At 58.0% G+C, this 21467-nt stretch carries 28 protein-coding genes; 1 reads left to right on the forward strand and 27 read right to left on the reverse strand.

Translation table 11 applies throughout. The features are described from left to right. Positions 1–60: 60 nt before the first annotated feature. The 26 genes from AC07TV_RS19120 to AC07TV_RS19245 all read right to left on the reverse strand — a co-directional run bounded on the left by AC07TV_RS19120 (position 61) and on the right by AC07TV_RS19245 (position 18421). The gene (locus AC07TV_RS19120) at positions 61–303 is read right to left on the reverse strand and encodes a hypothetical protein (RefSeq protein WP_494649964.1); all 243 of its coding nucleotides are present in this window, start codon (positions 301–303) and stop codon (positions 61–63) included. A gap of 224 nt (positions 304–527) precedes the next feature. Continuing rightward, a complete protein-coding gene (locus tag AC07TV_RS19125) occupies positions 528–2273 on the reverse strand; it encodes a DUF4942 domain-containing protein (protein ID WP_494649965.1) in 1746 nt (581 codons plus the stop codon). A 74-nt stretch (positions 2274–2347) separates the two neighbouring features. After that, entirely contained in the window at positions 2348–2614 is a 267-nt protein-coding gene (locus tag AC07TV_RS19130; RefSeq protein ID WP_494649966.1) for a hypothetical protein, read from the reverse strand. A 119-nt stretch (positions 2615–2733) separates the two neighbouring features. After that, positions 2734–3159, reverse strand: a complete 426-nt coding sequence (locus AC07TV_RS19135; RefSeq protein WP_494649967.1) for a hypothetical protein — start codon at positions 3157–3159, stop codon at positions 2734–2736. Positions 3160–3534: 375 nt separating this feature from the next. Then, complete coding sequence (locus tag AC07TV_RS19140; RefSeq protein WP_494649968.1) at positions 3535–4398, reverse strand: hypothetical protein; 864 nt, start codon at positions 4396–4398, stop codon at positions 3535–3537. Positions 4399–4473: 75 nt separating this feature from the next. Then, a complete protein-coding gene (locus tag AC07TV_RS19145; RefSeq protein ID WP_494649969.1) occupies positions 4474–4776 on the reverse strand; it encodes a hypothetical protein in 303 nt (100 codons plus the stop codon). Positions 4777–4877: 101 nt separating this feature from the next. Beyond that, positions 4878–5045, reverse strand: a complete 168-nt coding sequence (locus AC07TV_RS19150) for a hypothetical protein (RefSeq protein ID WP_494649970.1) — start codon at positions 5043–5045, stop codon at positions 4878–4880. Between the two features lie 48 nt (positions 5046–5093). Next, positions 5094–5435: a type II toxin-antitoxin system PemK/MazF family toxin gene (locus AC07TV_RS19155; RefSeq protein WP_494649971.1), complete on the reverse strand. Its 342-nt coding sequence runs from the start codon at positions 5433–5435 to the stop codon at positions 5094–5096. 66 nt (positions 5436–5501) lie between these two features. Then, positions 5502–5825: a hypothetical protein gene (locus tag AC07TV_RS19160; RefSeq protein WP_494649972.1), complete on the reverse strand. Its 324-nt coding sequence runs from the start codon at positions 5823–5825 to the stop codon at positions 5502–5504. A 327-nt stretch (positions 5826–6152) separates the two neighbouring features. After that, entirely contained in the window at positions 6153–6431 is a 279-nt protein-coding gene (locus AC07TV_RS19165) for a hypothetical protein (protein ID WP_494649973.1), read from the reverse strand. Further along, positions 6406–6552, reverse strand: coding sequence for a hypothetical protein (locus AC07TV_RS19170; RefSeq protein WP_494649974.1), 147 nt, complete (start codon positions 6550–6552; stop codon positions 6406–6408). Before AC07TV_RS19170 ends, AC07TV_RS19165 begins: the two co-directional genes overlap by 26 nt. Positions 6553–6554: 2 nt before the next feature. Then, positions 6555–6911: a hypothetical protein gene (locus AC07TV_RS19175; RefSeq protein ID WP_494649975.1), complete on the reverse strand. Its 357-nt coding sequence runs from the start codon at positions 6909–6911 to the stop codon at positions 6555–6557. A 162-nt stretch (positions 6912–7073) separates the two neighbouring features. Continuing rightward, positions 7074–7964 carry a SprT-like domain-containing protein gene (locus tag AC07TV_RS19180; RefSeq protein WP_494649976.1) on the reverse strand — a complete coding sequence of 297 codons (891 nt, stop codon included), beginning with the start codon at positions 7962–7964 and terminating at the stop codon, positions 7074–7076. Positions 7965–8242: 278 nt separating this feature from the next. Beyond that, positions 8243–8656, reverse strand: a complete 414-nt coding sequence (locus AC07TV_RS19185; protein WP_494649977.1) for a hypothetical protein — start codon at positions 8654–8656, stop codon at positions 8243–8245. A 10-nt stretch (positions 8657–8666) separates the two neighbouring features. Beyond that, positions 8667–8945, reverse strand: coding sequence for a hypothetical protein (locus AC07TV_RS19190; RefSeq protein ID WP_494649978.1), 279 nt, complete (start codon positions 8943–8945; stop codon positions 8667–8669). Between the two features lie 151 nt (positions 8946–9096). After that, positions 9097–9639 carry a hypothetical protein gene (locus tag AC07TV_RS19195; protein WP_494649979.1) on the reverse strand — a complete coding sequence of 181 codons (543 nt, stop codon included), beginning with the start codon at positions 9637–9639 and terminating at the stop codon, positions 9097–9099. Positions 9640–9942: 303 nt separating this feature from the next. Then, positions 9943–10392 carry a helicase associated domain-containing protein gene (locus tag AC07TV_RS19200; RefSeq protein WP_494649980.1) on the reverse strand — a complete coding sequence of 150 codons (450 nt, stop codon included), beginning with the start codon at positions 10390–10392 and terminating at the stop codon, positions 9943–9945. Positions 10393–10582: 190 nt separating this feature from the next. After that, the gene (locus AC07TV_RS19205; RefSeq protein WP_494649981.1) at positions 10583–11302 is read right to left on the reverse strand and encodes a hypothetical protein; all 720 of its coding nucleotides are present in this window, start codon (positions 11300–11302) and stop codon (positions 10583–10585) included. Between the two features lie 112 nt (positions 11303–11414). After that, complete coding sequence (locus tag AC07TV_RS19210) at positions 11415–11999, reverse strand: FlhC family transcriptional regulator (RefSeq protein WP_494649982.1); 585 nt, start codon at positions 11997–11999, stop codon at positions 11415–11417. A gap of 201 nt (positions 12000–12200) precedes the next feature. Beyond that, complete coding sequence (locus tag AC07TV_RS19215; RefSeq protein ID WP_494649983.1) at positions 12201–14111, reverse strand: hypothetical protein; 1911 nt, start codon at positions 14109–14111, stop codon at positions 12201–12203. Then, positions 14108–15058, reverse strand: coding sequence for a hypothetical protein (locus tag AC07TV_RS19220; protein ID WP_494649984.1), 951 nt, complete (start codon positions 15056–15058; stop codon positions 14108–14110). The genes AC07TV_RS19215 and AC07TV_RS19220 overlap by 4 nt, the downstream gene beginning before the upstream one ends. Next, entirely contained in the window at positions 15055–15591 is a 537-nt protein-coding gene (locus tag AC07TV_RS19225) for a hypothetical protein (protein WP_494649985.1), read from the reverse strand. The genes AC07TV_RS19220 and AC07TV_RS19225 overlap by 4 nt, the downstream gene beginning before the upstream one ends. A gap of 65 nt (positions 15592–15656) precedes the next feature. Continuing rightward, complete coding sequence (locus AC07TV_RS19230; protein WP_494649986.1) at positions 15657–16790, reverse strand: phosphoadenosine phosphosulfate reductase domain-containing protein; 1134 nt, start codon at positions 16788–16790, stop codon at positions 15657–15659. Between the two features lie 109 nt (positions 16791–16899). After that, positions 16900–17157 (reverse strand): hypothetical protein, encoded by a 258-nt coding sequence (locus AC07TV_RS19235; protein WP_494649987.1) that lies wholly within the window; start codon positions 17155–17157, stop codon positions 16900–16902. An 11-nt stretch (positions 17158–17168) separates the two neighbouring features. Next, positions 17169–18083 (reverse strand): queuosine salvage family protein, encoded by a 915-nt coding sequence (locus AC07TV_RS19240; RefSeq protein ID WP_494649988.1) that lies wholly within the window; start codon positions 18081–18083, stop codon positions 17169–17171. Then, entirely contained in the window at positions 18080–18421 is a 342-nt protein-coding gene (locus AC07TV_RS19245; protein WP_494649989.1) for a DUF4031 domain-containing protein, read from the reverse strand. The genes AC07TV_RS19240 and AC07TV_RS19245 overlap by 4 nt, the downstream gene beginning before the upstream one ends. A gap of 366 nt (positions 18422–18787) precedes the next feature. On the opposite strand from AC07TV_RS19245, the gene AC07TV_RS19250 reads away from it, so the two are divergent. Then, the gene (locus AC07TV_RS19250; protein WP_494649990.1) at positions 18788–20266 is read left to right on the forward strand and encodes a tetratricopeptide repeat protein; all 1479 of its coding nucleotides are present in this window, start codon (positions 18788–18790) and stop codon (positions 20264–20266) included. 53 nt (positions 20267–20319) lie between these two features. Here AC07TV_RS19250 and AC07TV_RS19255 read toward each other — a convergent pair whose 3' ends face one another. Then, positions 20320–21336 carry a GSU2403 family nucleotidyltransferase fold protein gene (locus tag AC07TV_RS19255; protein ID WP_494649991.1) on the reverse strand — a complete coding sequence of 339 codons (1017 nt, stop codon included), beginning with the start codon at positions 21334–21336 and terminating at the stop codon, positions 20320–20322. Between the last annotated feature and the right edge of the window lie 131 nt (positions 21337–21467).

Below are 21467 nucleotides of genomic sequence, written 5' to 3' on the forward strand. Positions count from 1 at the left end.
AGCATCCCGGGACGGGGATGAATCCCCGCTTGGGTTGATTGTTCGATTGCCGGTGCAACGTCAGGCTTCGGTACGCTGAGTCCATGCTTGGGTATCAGTGTTCGAGGTCTTCAGTGCTGCGATGGCATCGGCTTCTTCGGTCCAGTATTCGACGCTCTCGCGGGAAACTGGGCCTTCCTCATCGATTGTTCCGAGGAAGAAACCTTTTTGCGATTCCAGAACCGTCAGCGGCAGACGAACACCAAAATCTTGCTCGGCGAGCTTGCCGATCGGCGGGTTAGCCAAAATGGCTGATTGCAACATGATTCACTCCCGAAATGATGTCCAAGGAGAACCTGCCCCGAGGGAGGATTCCCCCGGACGGGTTTGATGAATGCTGGCTTGAGGCCCAATGCCCGGTATTGCCAGCTACCGTTTCACGCTTGCGCGTAGAAAATCCTCACCGGAGCGCCGCTCTGGTCAGGGTTCTCCTGCGGAAAAGAAAGGGCTACACGACGGAAACCCGTCGTGTAGCTGGCTATTCGCCTTTAAGCTGCCAACAACAGCGGCTGCTGCTTCGGAGCGCCGGTATGCTCGAGCGCCTGGAAGTGTGGCGAAATGCCGTTCGCCTCCAGTACGCTTTCGATGGCATCGACGATCACAGCCTCCGCCTGAGCGCGGTCTTCACCATCCCGGCAGAACATCCTGTGGAACGGAGTGGCCCAGGAGGTTCCCCTGCTCTTGGCCGTCGCCTTATGCACTTCGGCATCCAGTTTCTCGGCCTTGTCGTAGGCAAGCCAGAAGTTCTCGCTCACGCCCTTGTCCTGATCCGGTAGCCACTGACGGTGGCGCCCTACCAGGCGATTGAGGCGGTCGACGAGGTTTTTCTTCTTGTTCGGGAAGAAATGAATCGTTCCCGCGCCAGGATAGAACCGGACGTCGAAGTACGACCCACTCAGACGAGCCCCGTGCTTCAGTTCCCGCAGATGGTTCGTGAAGAGGCTTTCGAGACTGACTTCCGGTGCCGCCTGTGCATCGAGCATTGCGAACACCTTGTCGAAATCCCGGAGCATTTGCATCGAGTCCCAGTCCAGGCTATCGCACCAGGTGCGATTCCGAGGAATCACGAAGCGCGTCAGCTTGATCTTCCGGCCGCAGGTCCTGTGCTTGTCGTTGCTTTTCCACCCCTTGTACCAGACGGTGTTATCCGAATGATGCTGAGAAATGGCGTCGAACACGTCGCAGGCCATGTCGATCTGGATCTGCCCCTGGCTTTCCACGATTCCCAAGAGGAAACCGTAGATCGTCTGGCAGGTAAATTCGAGTTTCTTGATGCGCTCGAACTCCGATTCAACACGACGCTGTGCCTTGGACGACAGCTTTGAGGTCACATTGGAGGACCGTAGGATTCCAGCCCAGGCCGAATCCTTCAGCTTCCCGTAGCGCTCGGCGATTGTGGTCTTGACGTAGGTAAGTGTCTCGACATTGCTCGCTTTCGCACCCTTCTGGTCGATATGCTCGGCCATGGTCTTGCCCAGCAGGCTGGCGTAATGCATTGCCTTGGCTTCCGCAAACACGGCCCCCTGCATTGCCCGTACGGCAGCGTTGAAGGTGGCCACGCGGTTTTCGATCAGCGAATTGGGCAAAGCCACTTCGAACATCTGGCGGAACTGCCCTGCCAGGCCCTCGCCGGTTTCACCGTCATTGGCCAGGCCGTCGAACATGTCACCGAAGATATCGACATCGAGGTTGGCTTCCTTCTTCAGGTAGACCAGCGCGATTTCGACTTCGGCTTCACGAACGACATCCGAACCCTGGAAGGCGTCCTGGATGAATTCGACCTCACCGTACAGTTGGATGAGCCGCGCCAGCATCTGGCGTTCCTTCGAGAAGGGATTGCGCAGGGTCTCGGCGTTGATGATGGCAACCAGTTCCCCGTCCCAGAGAATTTCCCAGGCTTTTAGGACGTGCTGCGCACCATACTTGAACGGCGGGTTGAGGATCACATGAGAGTACATGGCCCCGTTCGCGAAGGACATGAAGTCGATGCCGACTACATCCGCGCCACAACTGCGGATGGCATCGTGCTTCGTCAGGTCCATTTCGATGGCGTCGACCGGAGGCATCCGGTAGTAGCCACGTTGATCCCAGTGCGGATGCGCCTTGATCAGAGCACCGTCGCCGGCGCTCGGTTCGAGGACGCGGATGAAGTTCTGGTTTTTGAACTTTGCCCAGGCCTGCCGCCCCAACTTTTGAGGGGTCGGGTACCACTGCAAATCGTCGTTTTGGAACATGATGGTTCTCCATGAAGCGTGCGGAGACACCATTCCCCACGCTGGGAAATGGCTTCCCCGCGTGGGTTGAAAGATTACTTCGGCCGGTTGGCTATAGGCTGATGTTCACGAACCTGTTTTTGAATTTTATGCTTTAGGGCTTTCATGTCCTTCGGCAGCTTGAAATCCATGTCGAAGCTCTCAGGCAGAGGCGTGCACTTGGCAACAATACCTCCAAGCTCTCGCTTCAGGTATGCCGCTAACTCCTCAGGCTCCATTGCGCACTCTACCCAGAACACCAGGCTATCGGTTTCATTGGTCGCTCCATTGAACTCAGGCGGGACCAGTTCGTACTTGGCCATCGTCTTTCCTTTTCTGTCTTCTGCCCAACCACCCGAAGGTGAGTTCGGGCGGTTGTTTAGTTGATCAGCCAGCGTCCACTGGCCAATCTCTTTAGAACTCAGGAATGCGGACGGTTACATCAAGGACGGCGCGGAACAACTTCCATCCACCCTTCCGGACAGTGCTTCGTGTACGGGTAGTAGCGCGAAGAACTTTGGCAGTAATACCAGTTGCTTTGAGGCTGCGGACTGGGCTGCTGTACGTACACAGTCTGAACCGGCGGTGCATAAACCGGCTGCGGTTGCGGCTGGTAATACGACGGCATCGACTGATAGTACGGTTGCGGTTGCGGCTGATAGTAGGCTTGCGGCTGGTAATACGACGGCTGCTGGTAATACGCAGGCGCCGAGTAGGCCGGGCGCGACATCTGGGCTGCCATGATCACCGCACTTGCCGTTGCTGCACCAGCTGCGAAGGTGCAGCCGTCGCAGCGGGCCATGGCATTGCTGATGCCGGTGATCGACAGCAGCAGGGCAAACACGGTTGTGATGAGATACTTTTTCATTGCTTTCTCCAAAAGTGAATGCCCTTGGAGCCGCTCCCATACCGGGATTGCGACCCGGTGGGCGGATTTGAAATGCTGACTTAGGCGAGAGGCCCGGTGTGATCAGCTACCGTTTCACGTCGCTATGACGTAGAAAATCCTCACCGGAGCGCGTATTCGCTCTGGACAGGACTTTCGGAGATAGGGGATTTCGCGCAATTGGCGCGTCAGGACTGATGTCTGTTGACCGGCTGGCTTCTTTGAGCGGTAACGCCAGCTACCGTTTGGATATAGTAGCAGAAATTGGGTGGAGTTCGCGAACGCCGGTGCCGGCCCAATGGTGCCCTTTCCAGGAAAGGAAACACCCTTTCGGGCGCTTCCTTTGGTTGTTACGCTTCAGACTGACGAGCAGCCTGCAGTGATCAGTTGGAGAGTTGCGTTGTCAGGCAGCAGCCAGCGGTTTCCCGGTAGCGGTGCGGCCGCGCGCACTTCAGCCAGTGTCACGTTCTTTGCATGAATCCCATCCTTGTTGGATGAGTTCGTCCGGTACTGCAGGACGTTGCTGCACTCCCGGTCAGCACCGGTGGGATAGGCGTTCAGCAGTTCGCCGAGCGTTCTTCCTTCCCAGTTCGGGAATTCGAAGAACGGTGACAGCCAGCAGATCGCTTCCCCGAAGGCATCGTTCGCGTCATACCGCTCACGCGTGATGATGGTATCGGCCGGATACTGCGAAAGCAGTTCGGCAGCCACCAGATCATGGCGAACCTCTACGGTATCGGCACCTACGATTGCATTCGGCGCCCCGATCGACATGGCCTTGGCATCCATGATTTCAAGGAACACGTTGCGGTTCGTAGGGGGCATGTGCGTTTTGTGGTCAATGCCGTACTGGCAAAGATCGCCAGTGCCGCAATTGCCTCCGCCGCATACCTGATTGCAATAGTCCGTGACGCCAGATTCGGCCAAAGCCTCAGCTGATGTCTCGGCGAACAATTCCCCTTCTCTGTCGTACTCGCGCCAGATACCGCCAAAGGCATCTGGCAGCGAATCATTTCCGTGGATGCCCACGTACCAGACGTCCTCGAGCAGATCGGCCGGATTGTGAATTTCCCCGCCACAGTGGTCGCAGACGACCTCGGCGATGTCCGTCATGAACTGCTGAAACGTTTCAAAGCCGTCCAGTTCTCCTGAGCTATTGGGATCAGTCAGAAGTTTTGTGACGATTTCTGCCAGTTCCTTGGCTGAGACTTGCTTGCTCATGTATTTCTCCTTCAAAAAATGAAGGAGCACCACCCCGAGGGGCTGATGCCCCTCTTGGGATTGATTTGGTACGCTTTAAGCGGCTTCTTCGATACGCAGAATCCGAGCAGAACGAGCACGCTCATAGATCCACTGGAAGTAGCTGTCGTACGGCACGTTGATACGCAACCCTTCGCCCGTAACCAGCTTGTAGCCGTGAGGGTTCGGGGCAGCATCGCGCACAAGGAACAACCGCCCAGGTTCCCCAGGTTTGCTTTCGCGGGCGTAAAGATAGAGCGGTTCCGGGGTTCCCCTGTTGCTGAGCAATTGCATCAACTGACGCCCTTGCTCAGCACACTCACGAACCAGCGTGGAATACTCGTTTTCGATAATGCTCATGAAGTTCTCCTTCAAAAAGTGAAGGAGCACCACCCCGCGAGGGGTTGATGCCCCTCTTGGGATGGTTTGCTCACGCCGGCTGGCGTGGCGATGGTCGGCGATTAGCCGCGATCGTTGACGGCCTTCTTGCCCTCTTCCGTGAGCTTGCCCTGCTCATCGAGCAGGCCGGACTCCTGGAGAAGCGCTACGAGGCCGGGATACTGCGTTTCGGCAGGCACCTGATGGTGCTTTTTGATCTTCGGGAACTGAATTTTCTTTCTCCGTTTCATGATGAACCTCCGGGTACACCTAAAAGGGTACTCGGAGGGGTCAGTAAATCAAGCCTTGATCAAGCCGCAAACGATCGCGGCCTTGACCAGTTGCTTGTGCTTCCGTGTCGGCAGCGTACCGATGAGGTCACTGCGGCGAACGGTCATTTTTGCCCGAATTCCCAGGTCGAACCGGGTTGGAACTCTCAGACCGCATTCCTGCAGGTCGTTGGGTTCCGTGACGGTCACTTCATTGGGGGGCGGGCAATTGCCATCGACGTGCTTGGAACTGCCGTAGGCGAGAACAGCTTGCCCGGCTTCCAGGACATCCAGCACGAGGGCAGGATGCGGCTTGTCGGCTGACTGGCCTTCGTACGGGAATTTCACCCACACGATATCTCCTGCTTTCATGATGAACTCCTTTGGAAAAGGAGCGCCCCCTTCCGGGGATGCCCCCGGGACGGGTTGAAGTGGTTTTCAGATGCCGGACTTCCAGTCTTCGAAAGCCTTGTAGATGGCTATCCGGAGATCCTGGTCGACCGGCACGCCGTGCTTGGTCAGAAGATCCCGCAAGCGGGTATCCGACTTCAGTTTGGTCTTTGCTGCAGCGACGCGATCGCGAAGGTCTGGGCTGATGCTGAGCACAAACTCGGCCTCCATCCCATCAGATGCGAACATCGATCCGCCACGCATTTCCTTCGAAGCAGTGGCGAGAAATTCCCGCGCCTCCTGCTCAGGGCAGAAACGTTGCTTGATCTGGCCGTTTTCCTCGTAGATGAGGATTGCGTTGTTCAATGCCATGTGATGCTCCGTAAAAGTTGCGGAAGCATCCCCAGCGGGATGATCCCGCATGGGTTGATGGAATGCTGACTGCGACGCAATGTCCGGTGATGTCAGCTACCGTTTCACGCGCAAAGGCGTAGAAAATCCTCGACGGAGCGTGGTCGCTCGGCACAGGAATCTCTTTATGGATGGAATTTTAGCCGGTCGGCCCGATGATGGCTGGCTTTGGCGTGGTGCCGAGGTGGTGCCAGCTACCTCATGCTCGGTATGCTATCGGGAGTCGGCCGTTTCAGCAATGATTCCCAGCGATTGTGCCTTCGTGGTTGAAAATAGGAGGCTGCTTTTCTATTTAGTCTGATGCTTGGCTGCCCAAGCATTCAAAGCGTCATCGTTTTCAAGATCCGGAATGGTATCCCCACCCAACCCGTGTTCCTTCATCCAGAAAGACAGCGCAATCGCAGCATTTTGGGCAGCAGTATTCTTATTAAGGGTTGAGGCAGTTTTCAACCCATCGCCCTTGAAGGCGACTTGCAATTCGCCACCAGGGCGGTCGCTAATCGTAAGTGTCACGCTTGCCATACCTTGTACCTTCTCCTGTTTAATAGGCTTGCAGCAGCCAGTCATGACTACCATCCGCCCGCATTTCGTAGGCAACGGACGTTTTGTAGCCCTCGCGCTCCAGTCGTCTCGCCGCCTTATTTGCCATCTCTTCTGACCAGAACCATTCGCTAAATAGACTTTGCATGGTCAATTCCTTTGTTGTTCGCCCGTCCCGATTTTGCGGCAACCCTTATGCATGGTGTCGAAGCGTGCTTTGGCACGGAGCCAGATTAAGGCGAATACGATGAGGCCGAAACTGGAGACATGATGTGCGACCCCAATGGTCATTGGGGTTTCACACGCGGCCGCCGTCATCAGATGAATTCCCTCGCCAACACTGCGGATTTGGTGCAGTTGCTCAACACACCCAGGTTTCATGGTGGACCAGGTTGCCATCCAGTTGAATGGATCAAATACCACCTCAATACAGGCTGCAGCAAACCAGATTAGCCAGATGGCTAGTCCGACTTCTACACCTCGTTTTGATTCGAGCGCTCGGAACATTCCGTTTCCCTATGTATGTTTTTTGGGCCGAGAGTGCGGTATTCGGTGTGCGCTGGGCAAACTACGGATGGCTCTCGGCTAGACGATCTATGACGTTATTGTGCCGTTTGTTGCAGAAATTGCCAGTGGCTACTGTTTGACCATTGGAAGCAATCGACCCGCTCATTCCGTGATGGCCGGCATATCCTGTTGGCAGGCGCCGCATATCAAATGGAGGCCGGGCTTGCCCCAGGCGGCAACGGTGCAATCTGGGCAGACGTATTTTGCCCGGTTGGACTTGTTCACGCCGCCATTGGCAGCCTTTCTGGCTGTCGGCGTGCTCAGTTTCGCCGCGACTTGCGCGCCAAGCGCCTTTCCAACGGGGGCGGCGGCCGGGGGCGGTGCTGCTTTCGCGGGAGCAGTTGCGGCAGAAGCCTCGTCTGGTTGTGGCGCCGGTGTGGGATGAGCCTCGGCCTCGGGCGCATCTGCAGGCTGTTCTACGTTCTGTACGGTACTGGGCTCAACCGTCCCGCCGGCGTGGACATAGTGGTTCAGTTCGCCGTCGACGGCGGAGTGCCGATCGAACCAACTGACGAAATCACCGGTGGCTAGCAGTTCATCGCAGAAGACGTCGAACGGTCCGCCCTTGATGATGTAGTGGGTAACCTTCTCGCCGGTACGTTTGCCATCCGGCATGCCGGTGCTGCTGGGCTCCAGCCCGATGGCCGTCATTTTGTCGGCCCATTCCGTGTTGTGGTAGGTGTGACGGCTCTTGTCCTGGCCACAATGTGCTTGCCAGGAATGTGCCATTTCGTGGCACAGCGTAGAAAGGACGCTCTTTGGCGATTGTGCGGCAAAGTATTCCGGGTTCAGCGCAATCTCGTCAGTCGTTTCACCGTCCCGATTCACGAAGCGGTCTTCGGCGAAATAGCCACGGCTGCGAGGGTGGCGATGCAAGGTAATCAAGCAGGGCGGCAGTTCTCCCTTAAACAGGCGCTCGTTGAAGAACTCCCAGGCGTCCTGCCATTCCTTGTAGACCAGTGGGGTCGGGGCCTGCCGTGTGGTATCAGCCATAATTGGATTGCACAATCTAATTGCCGGAAATCTGGATGAAGGCAACTGCTGCCGGCGAGACTTCTGTGGCGTGGCGACCGTTGCGTATTGTCTCGACTGTACTCAGGTTCAGAGATGGGCTCGCGTATCTAAATCGGCTTCCAGGGTTGCAGAAACGGTACATCCCGGCTTTCCTGCCGGTGAGGTGATGGGAAAATGCCCCGGCCAGGAAGATCCTGGGCGCGGGGCAGTGTTGCAGGTTGGCCTGCCACTTTGAATTACTGGACGACTGTCGATCGTCAGCCGGCAAGGTTATCCAGCGCATCTTGCGGATCGGTGCTCGTCAGCATCTCCTGAGCGGTACGGGCCATATCCCACGCATTGCGCGCTCGGGGATGACGGTCCTTCTCAAGATGAAACTGATAGCCTTCCGGCACCTCATAGCCGACACCGGTCAACCGGAGCATCTCGCGCGCCAGACGATTGGTCTGGTCAACGATTTCCTCATCGGTTCGCCCCGGGTTGCTGCTTTCCTGGGTAGCCCAAATTTCCGCAACCAGGTCCTTGGCGTTGAAGGTGTTCGGCAGATCCCGTGCGGCTCGAAGCGCCGCAACGATATCGCGTGCATGGCGTAAGGCTTCCTTGCTTTCTGCGTCGAATACCGCCGCATCGGAAAACAGTCCCAGTTTCCATTCGAGGTCTTTGATGTTCATCGCGGACTCCTTATTGAAACAGGGCAAACATGCGTTCGCCGACATTCGGATTGTTGCGCAAGCTGCGCAGGCGCGGATGCCAAGTCTGGTGGTTGGCGAACCGGGATGCTTCGTTATCCAGCAACGCGAAGGCATCGGACAGGACTCGCTTGCTGCATTTGTGGCTCTGCATCACTTCCAGGACCTGCTCATCCGTTACCGGGCTGGGCAGTTCTGCGATACGAGCTGAAAGTTCACGAGCTGCACGAAAGGTCTTCGTATCGTGAGCTTTTTCGGCTTTGGTCATCATTTGCTTCCCCTTTTAAATTGGGGGAGTTCCGCCCCATGAGGGCAAGAAAACCCCTCATAGGTGGTGTGATTGAATGGCGCTTAGGTGGTGGATGGTAGGCACCCGCCCCCAGAGGGGACAGGCCCCTCCAAGGGTTGGTGATGGGTCCGCACTAGGCGGCCTTCTTCTGCAGACGGTCGCGATGGCTGGTGGCCGCCGCAACTGCTGCATCGATGGTCGGGAAGAAACCGAGCCAATCGCTGTCGATGTTTGCACGACCGCCCGGGGGCAGGACGTACGCGCCGTTGCAGCCCTCGACACCGCGATTGGTGAAGAGATAGCCCGGCAGTTCCTCGACGGTGGTCTGCTTTTCAGCAGGCTGCGCCTTGGCGTTGATATCGATCGTGCCATAGCGAATCGCCTTCAGGCGCTTCATCATGGACAGAATGCGCTCGGCGTCGGCATCCTTGCCACGCAGGCGGTATTCTGCGAACGCGTCGATCAACTCGATATAGTCATCGCCGTGGACTTCCTGGTCGAAAGCTTCTTCGAACTGGTTGGCCCAGACCATGATGTCCGACATCAGATCGCGAGAGTTTTCGACCTCGGGAAGCTTGCCGGCCGCGAACATATTGCCTGCCATGAAGGCGATATCGGCGATGACTTCGCCAGGGCTGGCCATGTTCGGCGTTTGGGACGTGGTGGTTTGCGACATGATGAGTCTCCAGAAAAGATGCGGAGACACCACCCCCATACGGAGAGTAGTACCCCGCGTGGGTTTGAAATACTGGCTTAGGCGCAATGCCCGGTGCTGCCAGCTACCGATTCACGTCAAACGACGTAGAAAATCCTCAACGGAGCACAATTTCGCTCTGCTGAAGGTTCTCGATGGGCTGAAACAACTGGATAGGTGTGCGTCCTGGACGCAGGGCTTGATGCCCGATGAATTGCTGGCTTGGGTTCGGTAACGCCAGCTACCGGTGCTTATGCTACCACCAATATAAGCGTGGCCTCAACATCACTTTCCCAAAGTCCATTTCATGCCGATGGATTCCAACAACGTGATCTGCTCGGCTGATAGTCTCCCTTTCGTGTAGCCCCTATATCGCTGACTCTCGAGCCAGCGTCCGATATTGAGTCCGTCCACGATCGCATCCCTCGGTAGATTGATGTCTGTGCCAGCTTCGTGAAGGCGTTGCAGGATGACAAAATGCTTGTCCCACCGTGAAACGAATGGTTCGAAGATGAAACCGATCCCCTCAAGTTTCGCGGTTCGCTCTGTCGAAAGTTTCCCTTTGCCGTGGGCGTGGCGTTGGTTTGCGACCCATGCGCCGATGTTCAAATCGTCGATCACGGTTGTCCGAACTACGCTACCGATGTCGCCAGACTGATAAATTTTCTTCAGCAATGCGAAGTGCTTTTCCCATGCGACATCATGTTTCGTGACGGTTTTATTAGTCATGGTCATGGCTGACTGCAGTGATCATTCGATAGGGCACCCCTTGCCCGTCCAATTCCAGGCTACTCGGTAGTGATCTGGCTTGCGCACCGCAGGCCAACATCGTCGGCACGGTTATCGTTGATCCCAAACTCATGTTGGTCCTTTCCTTTTTGATGCACTCATGCCCTCAAATTTTGTCTGAGCTACGTTTCATTACCTATGCACGTACGTAGGCGGTTACCAGCATCGGCATACTGACCTGGTGGCCGCGGTTGCCGTTGCTAAGGACGAAGCGCCACGGCTCGGCCGCGACGCGCAAGTGTTTGCCGACGGAGCCGTGTTTGGCGGCCTTCTGTTGGGCGACGTCGGCCGGCAGAGGAACTTCCGATACCTGCCCACCCGAGAGCATACGACAGAGATGGCGCCAAGCGGCTCCGATGCTGCTGTAGTTGGCACGTTCCATCATCCGATCGATGATGTGGAAGGACAGGCCGACCTTGCCGAATCCGGTCACCTGGATGATTTCTGGCAACGGCTCGTTGATCACCAACTGCTCGCGGCGGTTCTCGGCGCGCGCCAAGCTTATCCAGTCACTGTCCTTGGAAACACAGATCTTTGCCTCGGCGTATCGGGTGAGAAGGAAGCGGCTGTGGGCGAAGAGATGCTTCTTGTTGGAGGCGTTCTGCGCAACCTTGCGGATGGCGCCGAAGGTGACGTTGATCTCCATGCCGTTGCCGGCCCGGTCGCTGCCGCAGATTTCCTTGTGGCTGAGCAGGAAGTGCATCGCGGAAAGTTCGGCGATGATTGCTGCATCCTGGGTGTTCGGATCGGAAATCGTAACTTCGATCACGCCCTGCTTGCGTCCGGTGGTCCAGTAGGCCTCGAACAGGTTGGGGGCGGCGGTGGCTTTGGTGTGGATGGTGAGTTGTGTCGTCATGATGGTTCCCATGCTACTGACGACTGTTTCGAATTCTAGATGGCTCTTCATGCCATGATCTGCGTTGGGGGCGCCGCCGCCCCCGTATGCTCAAGCCCCTGGGGCGGCAGTCCTAGGCGTGCACCGATTGGTTAATCACGCGAAGATAGGCAAAAACCAGATCGAAGCTGAATTCAGCATTCCCTTTGATCTGTCGCTTGTATTCCTCATAGGTCGCTAAATATGGGTTATCCAGCGATGTTCGGTCATGCCCAAACATCCGTTTGCTGATAGTGGCGATCTTTGCAGCCTGAGCCTTGCGTTCATTTGTGGACAAGAACCATGACAAGGAACCTGGTAAACGACCGCCGGGCGGCTGGTTCCCGGTAATAGCACGATACATCCTGTGCACCGTCCCCGTAGCGAGGCCCGAGATAGCACTTGCAACCATCGGGCGGGCCCCCAACTTGATTGCCTGTTCAGCTCGGATGAGGGCACGGGTTCCAAGGAGACATTCATCTATGCGGATCGCTGATGTATCGGTCTCTTTTATCGACGAGGACATGGCAACCATGCTTCCTGATATCGCCTCATGGTACGACTTGAATCCCTCCTCCCTGGCTGCTTTTTCCAGCGCAAGGTGATGGGGAATCTGACCGCCTTTCCCGTAAAGCTTGGCAGTCTTCTTGATACGCATGATGGTGGTTTTTGTGACCATGGATAAGTCCTTTTTTAATACGGCATTGATTCAGTGGCGCCCACTACCAGAATCTGCCAATAAAAAGGATTTCCATGTGTCGTCCGCCGGAGCGGGTTCGCGTGGTGGGCTGCAGGCTTCGACAAAGCCGAGTTCATTGTATGGGCAGTGGAAGGATTAATGCAAGTTGATTCCCAGTCGTTCGCCCATATGTCGCCAGAATCAGGCCTGACGGGTTTCTTCCTGCAGCCAGGCCGGCGGCTCGGCCCTATGGAAGCGGACGGTTTGCCAATACTTCCGTGCCCGGGCTCTGACCGCTTCAATGTGGTAATGGCGCTTCCGACTGGATTCACGGTAGGCGAGCTCGCCCTTGTTGCCCCATTCGTTGAGCGTTGCCATTGACACTCCCGCATCCATGGCAGCGTCGTTCAACGTAAGCCACTCTGCCCCGAGTTTCTCGGGCTTGGTGCGGTCGCCGGCTGCTGCTGCCTGCAGACGCTTGAGCATTGGTTTCGTGATGTAGATGATGCGCTGGTCCCAAGGCACGCTTGATATGCGGATGGTGCCGTCCTCGATGCGCTCCTGTACCCACTGAGGCGTCTTTCCTACCCGGCTCGCCGCGTCCTCGATGCTGTAGCCGTTGCGTGATTCCATGCGTTTGCGTACTGCGTCGACCGTGATCAACGGAATCTTCGCGGCCTTGCGCCAATCCACCCCGTCCAGTAGGTGCCGGAAATGGGCGACGGTCAGGCCGAGTCGCTGCGCCGCCTCTTCTTCGGTAAAACCGATCTTCTCGCGCAGCTGGCCGCACTGGTGGCGGGAAACGTATTCGATGCCGCGTGATGCGCCCGCAGTCCCCACCTTGAGCGTCAGCGTGCCGGCGGCGATGAAGGCGCGCAGTTCCTCGATCGTGAAGTAGTAGCTGTCGCTGGCCGTCTTCAGCGATATCCAGGACCTCTCGCTCTCGCCGTCCGGACATTTCCTTGCGCACCACCGCGTGGCGTCGGTCCGGGAGACGTATTCAACCTCTCCGTCGATTGTTGAAGCCAGAACGCCGTTCGTGATGGCCAGCCTGACGACATCGATACTTCGGCCGGCCTGCTCGGCGACCTCCTCGAGCGTGATGCCTGGTGACCAGGGGCGGGTCAGATGGCGCTTGGCGCCGTGGGCAATTGCCGGGTAGCGGGCAGCGTAGTCCTCGAAGGTCGTTGGAGCGCCCTGCTCCCCCCAAATGTCGGCACAGGTCCTGCATGTTGCGGGGTGCTTGCGCTTTTCCCAGAGTTTGAATGAGGTTCGCAGGTTGTCCGAGTATTTGCCGTGCCATGGCATCTTGCGCCCGGCCCGTCGATCGGCAACCAGTTGCTCGGCCACTTCCTTCGATATCCACCAGGTGCCGAATTTCGACGACGGTCCTTTGGTGCCGTACGGGTTGCAGCGGACTGCAGTTGGAATCAGCTCCATCCGGGCATATTCGGACAGCTTGTCACTGCGAATCGCCAGGATTTCCCGGATGGTGCTCAGCTGAACGTAGCCATCTGGCGGGAAAACGCGCTTTGCCTTCCATGCGGTCCAGGCATCATAGGGAATCACCCAGAGCCGCCCCACCTTCTTGGCTGGGAGTTCCCGTTTCTGGATCATCTGATTGACGATGGCCAGCGATCCGATCTCGCGCGCCGCGGCGGACGTGGTTATACCGCCAACGACGTCGGTCGTTTGAAGGCCGATGAGGTTCATGCGGACTTGAACGGCGTTGCGGGTTCGTTCTGCGTCCTGGTCGCCGGTTTTTTCACGCAAGCGCGCTGTCAGGACCTCGGCAATATCATCCATGCCGATCTGCCCGACCAGGCTGGCCAGCAGCGCCACCTCCGGCTGCTGCCATTCGTAGGTGCCATTCGCTCCCCTTTTCTGCGGGGGCGGCCAATCATCCTCGGCCGGTTCGCGTCCATGCCAGAGGGAAAACAGTTCGGCGAAGTCCTTGGATTTGTCCAGGCGTGAACATGCCCCGGTGCTGCGCAGACGCTGTATCGCGTCGATGGGTTGCCCGATGACTGCCGCCAGCTCGCATGCCTGCGCATGCCAGCCGTTGTCGATGACAAACGCTTCCCAATCGGACAGCTTTGGCCTTTCGGTCACCCCCGCGCCTCCAATTCATCACCGAGCGCCCGGGCACCGGCCAGCATCTGCTGCGGGGACAATCCAGCGACCGCACCCAGCAGTTCGACCACCGGGTCGGAAAGTGCCTCCAGCCGTTCTGTGGAAATCTCGCGCATGGCACGATCCCATTGGCTGAATGTCGCCGGCAATGTCCGCTTCACGGTCTTTGCCTTGGGCGCCACCTTCTTCAGGCCGTCGGCCATCGGCATGCGGGTTTTCTCGATGCCGCGCCGCGAAAAGCAGACGAACTCGCCCGGCCCCAAGGCATTCAGATCCTTGAACTCGATGCCGGATGACCGGAACATCGGCGCCAGCGCCGACCAGGCGGTGGGATCTTCCTGGGCACCGATCAGCTTCAAATTCGAGTTGGAGAACATGGTCCGGTGCAGCGTGCCGGTATAGCGCAGTGCCGTTACGAACAAATCGAGAGCGCGTTTCCGCCCCCGTTCGGCGAACTCGGCAATGATGTCGCAGGCCTCGCCCACCCCATCGGCGCGTTTCCTTGCGGCACTGAACAACTGCCCTTCGTCGATGCAGACGAATAGTGGCTTGCGGTGCTCGTCTGCGACCTCGAGGACCACCCGGCCATAGGGGATGAATTCCTGCGCATCCTTGGCGGAAACGACAACGATTGGCGTATCTCGCACGATGAGCCGTTCGCGCAATGCTTCGGCATCGGCCACGGCGGCGCCATAGATGGATTCGAGCTCGCCTTCCGGATCCAGGAGCACGGAAACCCACCCCTGCGTGGAGAGTTGTTCGGCCATCAGAAGGCCGGCATTGGTTTTGCCGAATCCGCGAGGACCTACAGCCAGGGCCATCAGGCCGGTTGTCGAGTACTCCGTCAGGTCGATCGGCTGGCCGCCCAGATTCAGGCTTGCACCGACCATTTCAGAGCGACGGATCACGGTATGGGAATGGCTCATTCTTCGTCTCCGTTAAGCAAGATGTCCTTGATGGTCATGACTTGCTTCTGATTGAGGGAGTACACGACGGCAAAATCATTGATGACCTGCTCGTTGACCAGATCAAGGACGCCTTGCCGCCGGGCCTTGGCGACGAGCTTGCGGAGCGTTCCCCAATCGTTGCCGGTTGCCGGAACGGCCGTGGTTACGCTGGCGATCTCGGCCTTCAGTTGGTCAATGGTGTAGAGCGCGGCACTGTCGCCCATGTCACATACCAGGCGTTCGTTAAGGATGCCGAGCAGTTGAAGCGGCGCCATGTACCCGTGCACCCGGCGGATCAGTGCCTTGTCGGCCGACGTGAATTCGCGGGGTTTCAGCGTTTGCGCCGGCGGTAGCGTTGCCGCGGTTTGACGGCCTTGGGGGCGGGCATCGTCGAGACGATGCACTCGCACCGCTCCCGGGGCCGGCGTTGGCATGGGAGGCATTGCGCCCGACAGCATCGTGCTGAGCATGCTGCTGGACTTGTTTTCGGCTTCGTCGGTGTTGGTTCTCATCTGGATTTCCTTCCTGAACTCAGGTGACCGCAGAAGGCGGGTCGAAAGAGCGATTGGTGCATCAGTCAGCCTGCCTTGACCTTGGTTTGGCGGATGGCAAGCAATTCCTGGTATCGAGCGATGACTTCACTGGCAGTGGTGAAGCCCACGGAGATGCCCAGGATGCTGGCTACTTCCAGACGCACCTCGGCGATCAAGTTGGCTTCTTCCTCGGTCGGCACGCAGGCCGGCCACCCGGAGGTATAGAGTAGGTTTGCAGTCAGCCGAGATTCGGCCTGTACGCGCAAAGCTGCACGGTGCTTGGCTTGGGCCAGTCCTTCCCGCTCTTCAGCGGTCAGCAGATGCGGCGCCACGTCGCCGAGCCACTTTGCTCCCTGCAGGGCGAATGTCGACGCGATTTCCAGACGTACCATTCGGCGGTATATGTCGGCGTTGTCCGGGCAGGATGCGGACGCCTTCAGGTCGCCGGCGGAGCCCATGATGCAGAAGGCGCAGCTGACACGCGTGCTGCCATACACCGTGTAGGCCTCGTGCAGGGCTTCCTGCTTGAGGGCGATGTAGTCGTAGACCGATGGTGTCGACCAAGGCGCGATGGGGTTCCAGTTCAGCCCCTGGCACCCGCGGGCCGACAGCTTCGGCTGGGGGGCCGCGATCGGCATCTTGGCTCGTGATGCACTCTCGTCATGGCGCACGCCCGTTGCGGACAGGATCTTCTGGCCCGGGTACCGCTTTGTCAGCTCGCGGCAGATGAGGTCTGTCTTCAATTCGCTTGTGCAAAAGCGCATGCCAGGCGTCGACCAAGGCAGGATGATCTTGACGCAGGACAGGGTTGAATAGCGTTCCAGGCTGCTCGCCCAGCGCGCTTCCCAACGGTCCATCATGTCGCCGGCCGACCGACGCAGGACGATTAATTCCCACCCCAGGCGCTGGGCAAGGCGCTCGCAGACAGGAAGGCTATCCTTCCACTCGACAACGCCCAAATCACTGTGAATCAGCACGCGCGGCCCCTTGTGGCCGATCTTGTCGAGGTATTCGGCCAAGCGGATCGCCATTGCCTGACTATCCTTGCCTCCACTGACCCCAAGGGCACAGACGGCGCCTGCCGCCAGCCACTCGCTGACTTCCGGCGTGACGGCCACGTCATACATGGCGGTCGCGGCGAGAGCCGGAGCGAAGAGGTCAAGCTGAAGGCGATCCATCGAAAAGTAGTCTCCTGTGCCGTGGGATTGGTTGGTGCCATTGCCAAGTTACCGGGTTGCGTTCTGATAACAAGTTGGCAAATCCGTACCCTCAGGACTTACTCGGTTCCTACCGGCGCATCGACATGAGCGTGTCGATGGTTCGCTGCATTTCGGCTATTCGCTTGCGAAGACCCGCTGCGTTCCGCACGACGGTACCGAATGCCTCGCGCCCGCCTTCGATTTCGGCAAGCAGCCACTGCACTTCCGCCCTGCTCAGCGTGATGGTGGTTGTATCGTCTGGAGCGGTGTCGGCAATCCAGTTCGACATTCGGACGCAGACGCTGTCGACTTCCGGATTGGTTACGGGTGGCGTGGTTGCGGTCATGCTCGCTCCCATTAATACCGCCGGGTCTCGGTCAGGTGGAAGGGCGCGTCGCCGGCCAGGTCCTGCGCCAGCCACAGCAGGTTGTCGATGTCAGCTGATGTTCCACCGGTGTGCTCGGCGATTGCTTCGCAACCAAGGATCGTCGCGGCGCGGATCGCCTGTTCTTCCCTGCTCCCTTCCTGGATGGGTATCTGCTGATCAACCTTGTCGGCGAGCGAAACGCCATATTCAATCACGCCAAGGGCACGCATGACTCGCGGAACCTGATAGTCGGCAAAGGCGGTCAGGTCAGCCGTATCGACTTCGATATCGTGGCTCCTGAGATAGGCGGCGATCATGGACATCGCCAGCTGGGCCTTCTTCAGATACGGATCGTCGAACGCCAAGGGGAACTGCTGTGCCAGGCAGGCTGCTTGGCTAACCGTTACCCGCTTGTTGGCCCGGATGTCGGCGATCAGGCATTCGGCCAGCGCCGGCAGCTTTTCCGGGCTGAGAACTTCGGCGAGGATTGCCAGTCGGCCTTCGCGATCCTGGATGCTTCCGAAGATCGCGGCGAACTCACCGGCGTTCAGGCGGTTGGCGAGTTCGGTACCGTGGTTGGGCAGCACGCCCCATGCTCCCTCGAACGCTGCCCACAAGGCGCGAGCGCCGGATGTGCCCAGGTGTTTGTACCGGCCCACCGAGCCATCGGGCAACTGGTTCCAGAATCGATAGTTGATCGCGGTCATGGACAGCAGGAAGCAGACGGCTTCGACCGGGTTGTTCGCCATTGCCTCCGGCAACTGCATGATCATCGGTTCGACAGAGCCGCCTGGCCACGGAATGACACGGATTTGCTCCGGGATGATCTTTGCTAACGTGGGGTCGTAGTGATCTTCCGCCAAGCGAACGAGAAGTACCCGATCCAGGGACGAGGGCTGCTTCATGCCGGTTCTCCGACTGACGTAGCAACGCGGTTGTCAGTTCTTCGGCTGCGGAAGAAGTTTGCTACCCAGGCTTCCGCATCAGCTGGGGAACCGTGATCGCCGGTTTCGCGGCGGCGGCGGCGCATGGCCGCGGCTTGCCGGGAGGTAATTTCCTTGGCGCCGGCCTTCAGCGCGAGGTTGCGTTTGCTCTGGCAGATATCAAAATGATCGCCTTGATACCAGCGACGTTTAACGCCGATGCGATCCGCCATCTCAAGCAGTTCGGCCTCCGGCCCGATCATGTGGCACATGATCATTTGGCCGTAGCCAGCCCGCATGTCATCGACGTAGATTGTCATTCGAGGTTCCGGAAATTGAAGTGTCTGACGATTCTTCGCTTTCCGGCCCGGAATTTCGACGTTCTAAACCGCTACTTTGGGGGGTGGGTATTCGGATATCCGGATTTTCCGGTGCACGGCGCGGCGAATGACGGGGAACTATTTTTCCCAAGAGGTGGCGGTACCCTCACGCGGAATACGCTCAGGTTTGACAGCCACACGAAAACTGACCGATCATTACGGACGGTGCTTCCTTGGTGCGCCTGCCGCTCACATCGGCCAATCCGAATAACCAAGCTGCCTATCAGTCATACCCCCATTTCATCGTGTTTTTGCGCCCGGTGAACGAGTGAGCCGTTTGTTTAGCGTGGCGCTAAAGGACACGTTATGAATAGCACCGAATTTATTGCTGCCGCCCAGCGGGTTGGCATTGGGTCTCACCTGTCTGCGACATTCTTGGTTGCGCCCGATCATCTGGGCGAGCGTCTGCTCGATGCCGCCAAACGCCTCGCCCGATTCTTGAAGGACTCCGCACCCGATCTCGGGCACCGCAAACGACTGGAGGCCGTCGCACAGGGCGCCGGATTCCCAAATTGGCATGCTTTCCAGACCTTGTGCCAGCACTTTGTTGAACACTATGCGCCACCCGACCGTGGCAGCCGGCGAATGGCCACTGCCGACGTTTTTGAACCATTTCTCCCCGCGCTCCCCCTGCTGATCGCTATTGGTGCGGACAACTCGCCCGACGCCGATCAAATCGCTGGCGTGGAAGCCCTTGGACGCCGCCTAGCGGTTGCACTCGGCCAACCATTGCCAGTCATCCTTGATAGCCTCGCCAAGCTCTACAACGCTGATACGTGGTCTCTGCTGTGCAAACGAAGGCCCGAGGACAGTGCCGCACCCCTGTATGCCTTCACAGCCGTTGATGGCGGCGGGGAGTTTCAATGGAGTCCAGCATGCGCCGCCTTGGTTGAGGAGCTTGATGCACTTTGGCAGGGTTACGATGATCTACCGAAAGCCGCACAGACCAAGGCCCGGCGTTACGTCGAGACGATCACCAAGAAGCGTCCGGATTTTCTTGAGGGCAGCTTGGCACTCGCGTCGATCACGGACTTAGACGGGGAGCCGGCCAAAACCGGCCCCATCTTGGCGGAAGCCATCCAGCGTGCCAATCAGCTCATCCCGACACAATTCAAAGGTGAAATCAGTTGGTACTACCTGAACAATCGCTTCTACCATCGTTTGCTGTTTGCTCACATGCGCTGGTGTGCAGAATTTGGTTCGATGGAACTGGCTATCGAACTCGCCCAGCGGCAATTGCGTCTTAACAAAGACGACAATCTCGGTGTTCGCATCTCCCTGCCCGCATTGCTGGCCGCCAATGGCGAGCATGCCAAAGCAAAAGTTGCTTTAGCGCGGATCAGCAAGCCCGACGATGCGCAGGATGGACACGTTCTGTTAGTGCGCAGCCTCTGCCTACTGGTTGCAGGCGATACGGAAGAAGGCAAGGCATTGTTCCTACGAGCGCTGTTCGCCTTCCCGGCGCTTCGCCCGCTCATCCTTGAGCGCTCGTTACCCGATATTCGAAGCAGGGATCGCAAGTGGCACCGGGGCTGCATCCCAGACGTGGAAATGCTGTGGTTTGATTACTGCAATGTTTGCGAGGGCAATCCCGCGAAAACCGAAGAGGTTTTTGTTCGATTGCTACAGCAGCCTGCCGTACTTACCGCCGAGAAGGAACTTGAGGCGTTGTTTGGAAAGGCTAGCGCAGATCGCCAAAAGCCGGATGGAACCGGGAAAACAACACTGCTATCCGACTGGGAGGCAGCAACCCTGGAAACTTCCAAGCGCTTGGCGGTCGCTTGACCTGAGAATCGAGTGGGCTCTGGCAAGCCAGAGCTCATTCGTGGCTGTGAGCCTTACCACGACGAAGTTTGGGGGCGGCTTTCCGTAGTGGCCCGCCAGTTTTCCAAGTATGGCGACAGTTCCGGTGGCAGTTCTGCGGCAAAGCCGGCATCGAGCGGGTAATGCGGCATGTAGGTCTCGACGGCATCAAGCAGGCGGATACCCTGCTTTTTGTCCTTGGGACGTTTGAGCGGGTTCCGCTTCTCCTGATCGCTCATCCACAGCTTATGCAGCGCAAACCAGCGTGGATCCGGGGCAACCACTCGGGCAGCACTTCCGTCGCGTCCGCAGATCACGTGGTCGACGAATCTGCCGTTGAGCAGCCATTCCTGCTCGGGCAATGGAATGGGTACCGGGCGATCGCCAATTTCGAGCGATGGCGCCCGGCTTGGGGCGACCAGCAATTCGACCTCATAGGCCTTTGCGTTTCTGGCCTGGAACGGGCGCTCGGTATTGACGGTATAGGTTGAATCCACGGCCTTGAGCATGGTCCAGACCGGATTGGCAGCAGCGCTGGATTGGCTGGCCGTCGCCAGGACAAGATTCCCCAGCCATGCCATATCGAAATCCTGCGTTTCATCCAGCCCGGTACCGATGCGGCTTTGCGCCTCGATCTCGTAGGCTGGCATGGCGTTCGTGCCAACGACGATGATCGCGGTACCGAGCATGCCCCGCCGATCTGCTTCCCGGAGAATGGCTGCAGCCTCGGCCGAGATGCTGCCCAGGCGCAGGCTGCGGTACATGCGCCCGACTTCCACGAGCGCAGCTTTGGCGTTATCGCTTCGCTCGCGTGCGCTGTGCCATGCTTCATAGCGGGATGTGGTGTCGTCGGAGCGTGGTCCGAGGCTCTTACCATTGCCCCGGCTATCGATGATCTGGTACAGGTATTCCCGACCGCTGACCGTTTTCCAGTGCAGAGGATAGTCACCAGCGGCCACCTTGGCACGCTCTGCTTCCATGTAGGCATCGTAATACTGGGCCAGGTTTGCCAGCAGCCGCCGCTGTTCGTCGGTAAATAATTGATAGATCACGTTTTATCCTGATTAACCAAATTTGATCAATTTCAGGATAATCCTTGTGTATTCAATTGGCTAGTACCATCTTGAAAAACACGTCGACTATGGGATGCTGATCACACTATCACTTGAGTTGAGCAGCCCAA

It is taken from the genome of Azonexus sp. GW821-FHT04F04, assembly GCF_059420025.1.

Excerpts from the sequence above, each read along its gene's own strand:
- AC07TV_RS19160 (WP_494649972.1), bottom strand. The coding sequence starts at position 5,825 with ATGGCATTGAACAACGCAATCCTCATCTACGAGGAAAACGGCCAGATC.
- AC07TV_RS19145 (WP_494649969.1), bottom strand. The coding sequence starts at position 4,776 with ATGAGCATTATCGAAAACGAGTATTCCACGCTGGTTCGTGAGTGTGCT.
- AC07TV_RS19140 (WP_494649968.1), bottom strand. The coding sequence starts at position 4,398 with ATGAGCAAGCAAGTCTCAGCCAAGGAACTGGCAGAAATCGTCACAAAA.
- AC07TV_RS19180 (WP_494649976.1), bottom strand. The coding sequence starts at position 7,964 with ATGGCTGATACCACACGGCAGGCCCCGACCCCACTGGTCTACAAGGAA.
- AC07TV_RS19225 (WP_494649985.1), bottom strand. The coding sequence starts at position 15,591 with ATGAGAACCAACACCGACGAAGCCGAAAACAAGTCCAGCAGCATGCTC.
- AC07TV_RS19190 (WP_494649978.1), bottom strand. The coding sequence starts at position 8,945 with ATGATGACCAAAGCCGAAAAAGCTCACGATACGAAGACCTTTCGTGCA.
- AC07TV_RS19155 (WP_494649971.1), bottom strand. The coding sequence starts at position 5,435 with ATGAAAGCAGGAGATATCGTGTGGGTGAAATTCCCGTACGAAGGCCAG.
- AC07TV_RS19120 (WP_494649964.1), bottom strand. The coding sequence starts at position 303 with ATGTTGCAATCAGCCATTTTGGCTAACCCGCCGATCGGCAAGCTCGCC.
- AC07TV_RS19230 (WP_494649986.1), bottom strand. The coding sequence starts at position 16,790 with ATGGATCGCCTTCAGCTTGACCTCTTCGCTCCGGCTCTCGCCGCGACC.
- AC07TV_RS19220 (WP_494649984.1), bottom strand. The coding sequence starts at position 15,058 with ATGAGCCATTCCCATACCGTGATCCGTCGCTCTGAAATGGTCGGTGCA.
- AC07TV_RS19250 (WP_494649990.1), top strand. The coding sequence starts at position 18,788 with ATGAATAGCACCGAATTTATTGCTGCCGCCCAGCGGGTTGGCATTGGG.
- AC07TV_RS19240 (WP_494649988.1), bottom strand. The coding sequence starts at position 18,083 with ATGAAGCAGCCCTCGTCCCTGGATCGGGTACTTCTCGTTCGCTTGGCG.
- AC07TV_RS19175 (WP_494649975.1), bottom strand. The coding sequence starts at position 6,911 with ATGTTCCGAGCGCTCGAATCAAAACGAGGTGTAGAAGTCGGACTAGCC.
- AC07TV_RS19125 (WP_494649965.1), bottom strand. The coding sequence starts at position 2,273 with ATGTTCCAAAACGACGATTTGCAGTGGTACCCGACCCCTCAAAAGTTG.
- AC07TV_RS19170 (WP_494649974.1), bottom strand. The coding sequence starts at position 6,552 with ATGCAAAGTCTATTTAGCGAATGGTTCTGGTCAGAAGAGATGGCAAAT.
- AC07TV_RS19210 (WP_494649982.1), bottom strand. The coding sequence starts at position 11,999 with ATGGTCACAAAAACCACCATCATGCGTATCAAGAAGACTGCCAAGCTT.
- AC07TV_RS19135 (WP_494649967.1), bottom strand. The coding sequence starts at position 3,159 with ATGAAAAAGTATCTCATCACAACCGTGTTTGCCCTGCTGCTGTCGATC.
- AC07TV_RS19165 (WP_494649973.1), bottom strand. The coding sequence starts at position 6,431 with ATGACTGGCTGCTGCAAGCCTATTAAACAGGAGAAGGTACAAGGTATG.
- AC07TV_RS19235 (WP_494649987.1), bottom strand. The coding sequence starts at position 17,157 with ATGACCGCAACCACGCCACCCGTAACCAATCCGGAAGTCGACAGCGTC.
- AC07TV_RS19195 (WP_494649979.1), bottom strand. The coding sequence starts at position 9,639 with ATGTCGCAAACCACCACGTCCCAAACGCCGAACATGGCCAGCCCTGGC.
- AC07TV_RS19205 (WP_494649981.1), bottom strand. The coding sequence starts at position 11,302 with ATGACGACACAACTCACCATCCACACCAAAGCCACCGCCGCCCCCAAC.
- AC07TV_RS19200 (WP_494649980.1), bottom strand. The coding sequence starts at position 10,392 with ATGACCATGACTAATAAAACCGTCACGAAACATGATGTCGCATGGGAA.
- AC07TV_RS19185 (WP_494649977.1), bottom strand. The coding sequence starts at position 8,656 with ATGAACATCAAAGACCTCGAATGGAAACTGGGACTGTTTTCCGATGCG.
- AC07TV_RS19150 (WP_494649970.1), bottom strand. The coding sequence starts at position 5,045 with ATGAAACGGAGAAAGAAAATTCAGTTCCCGAAGATCAAAAAGCACCAT.
- AC07TV_RS19130 (WP_494649966.1), bottom strand. The coding sequence starts at position 2,614 with ATGGCCAAGTACGAACTGGTCCCGCCTGAGTTCAATGGAGCGACCAAT.
- AC07TV_RS19245 (WP_494649989.1), bottom strand. The coding sequence starts at position 18,421 with ATGACAATCTACGTCGATGACATGCGGGCTGGCTACGGCCAAATGATC.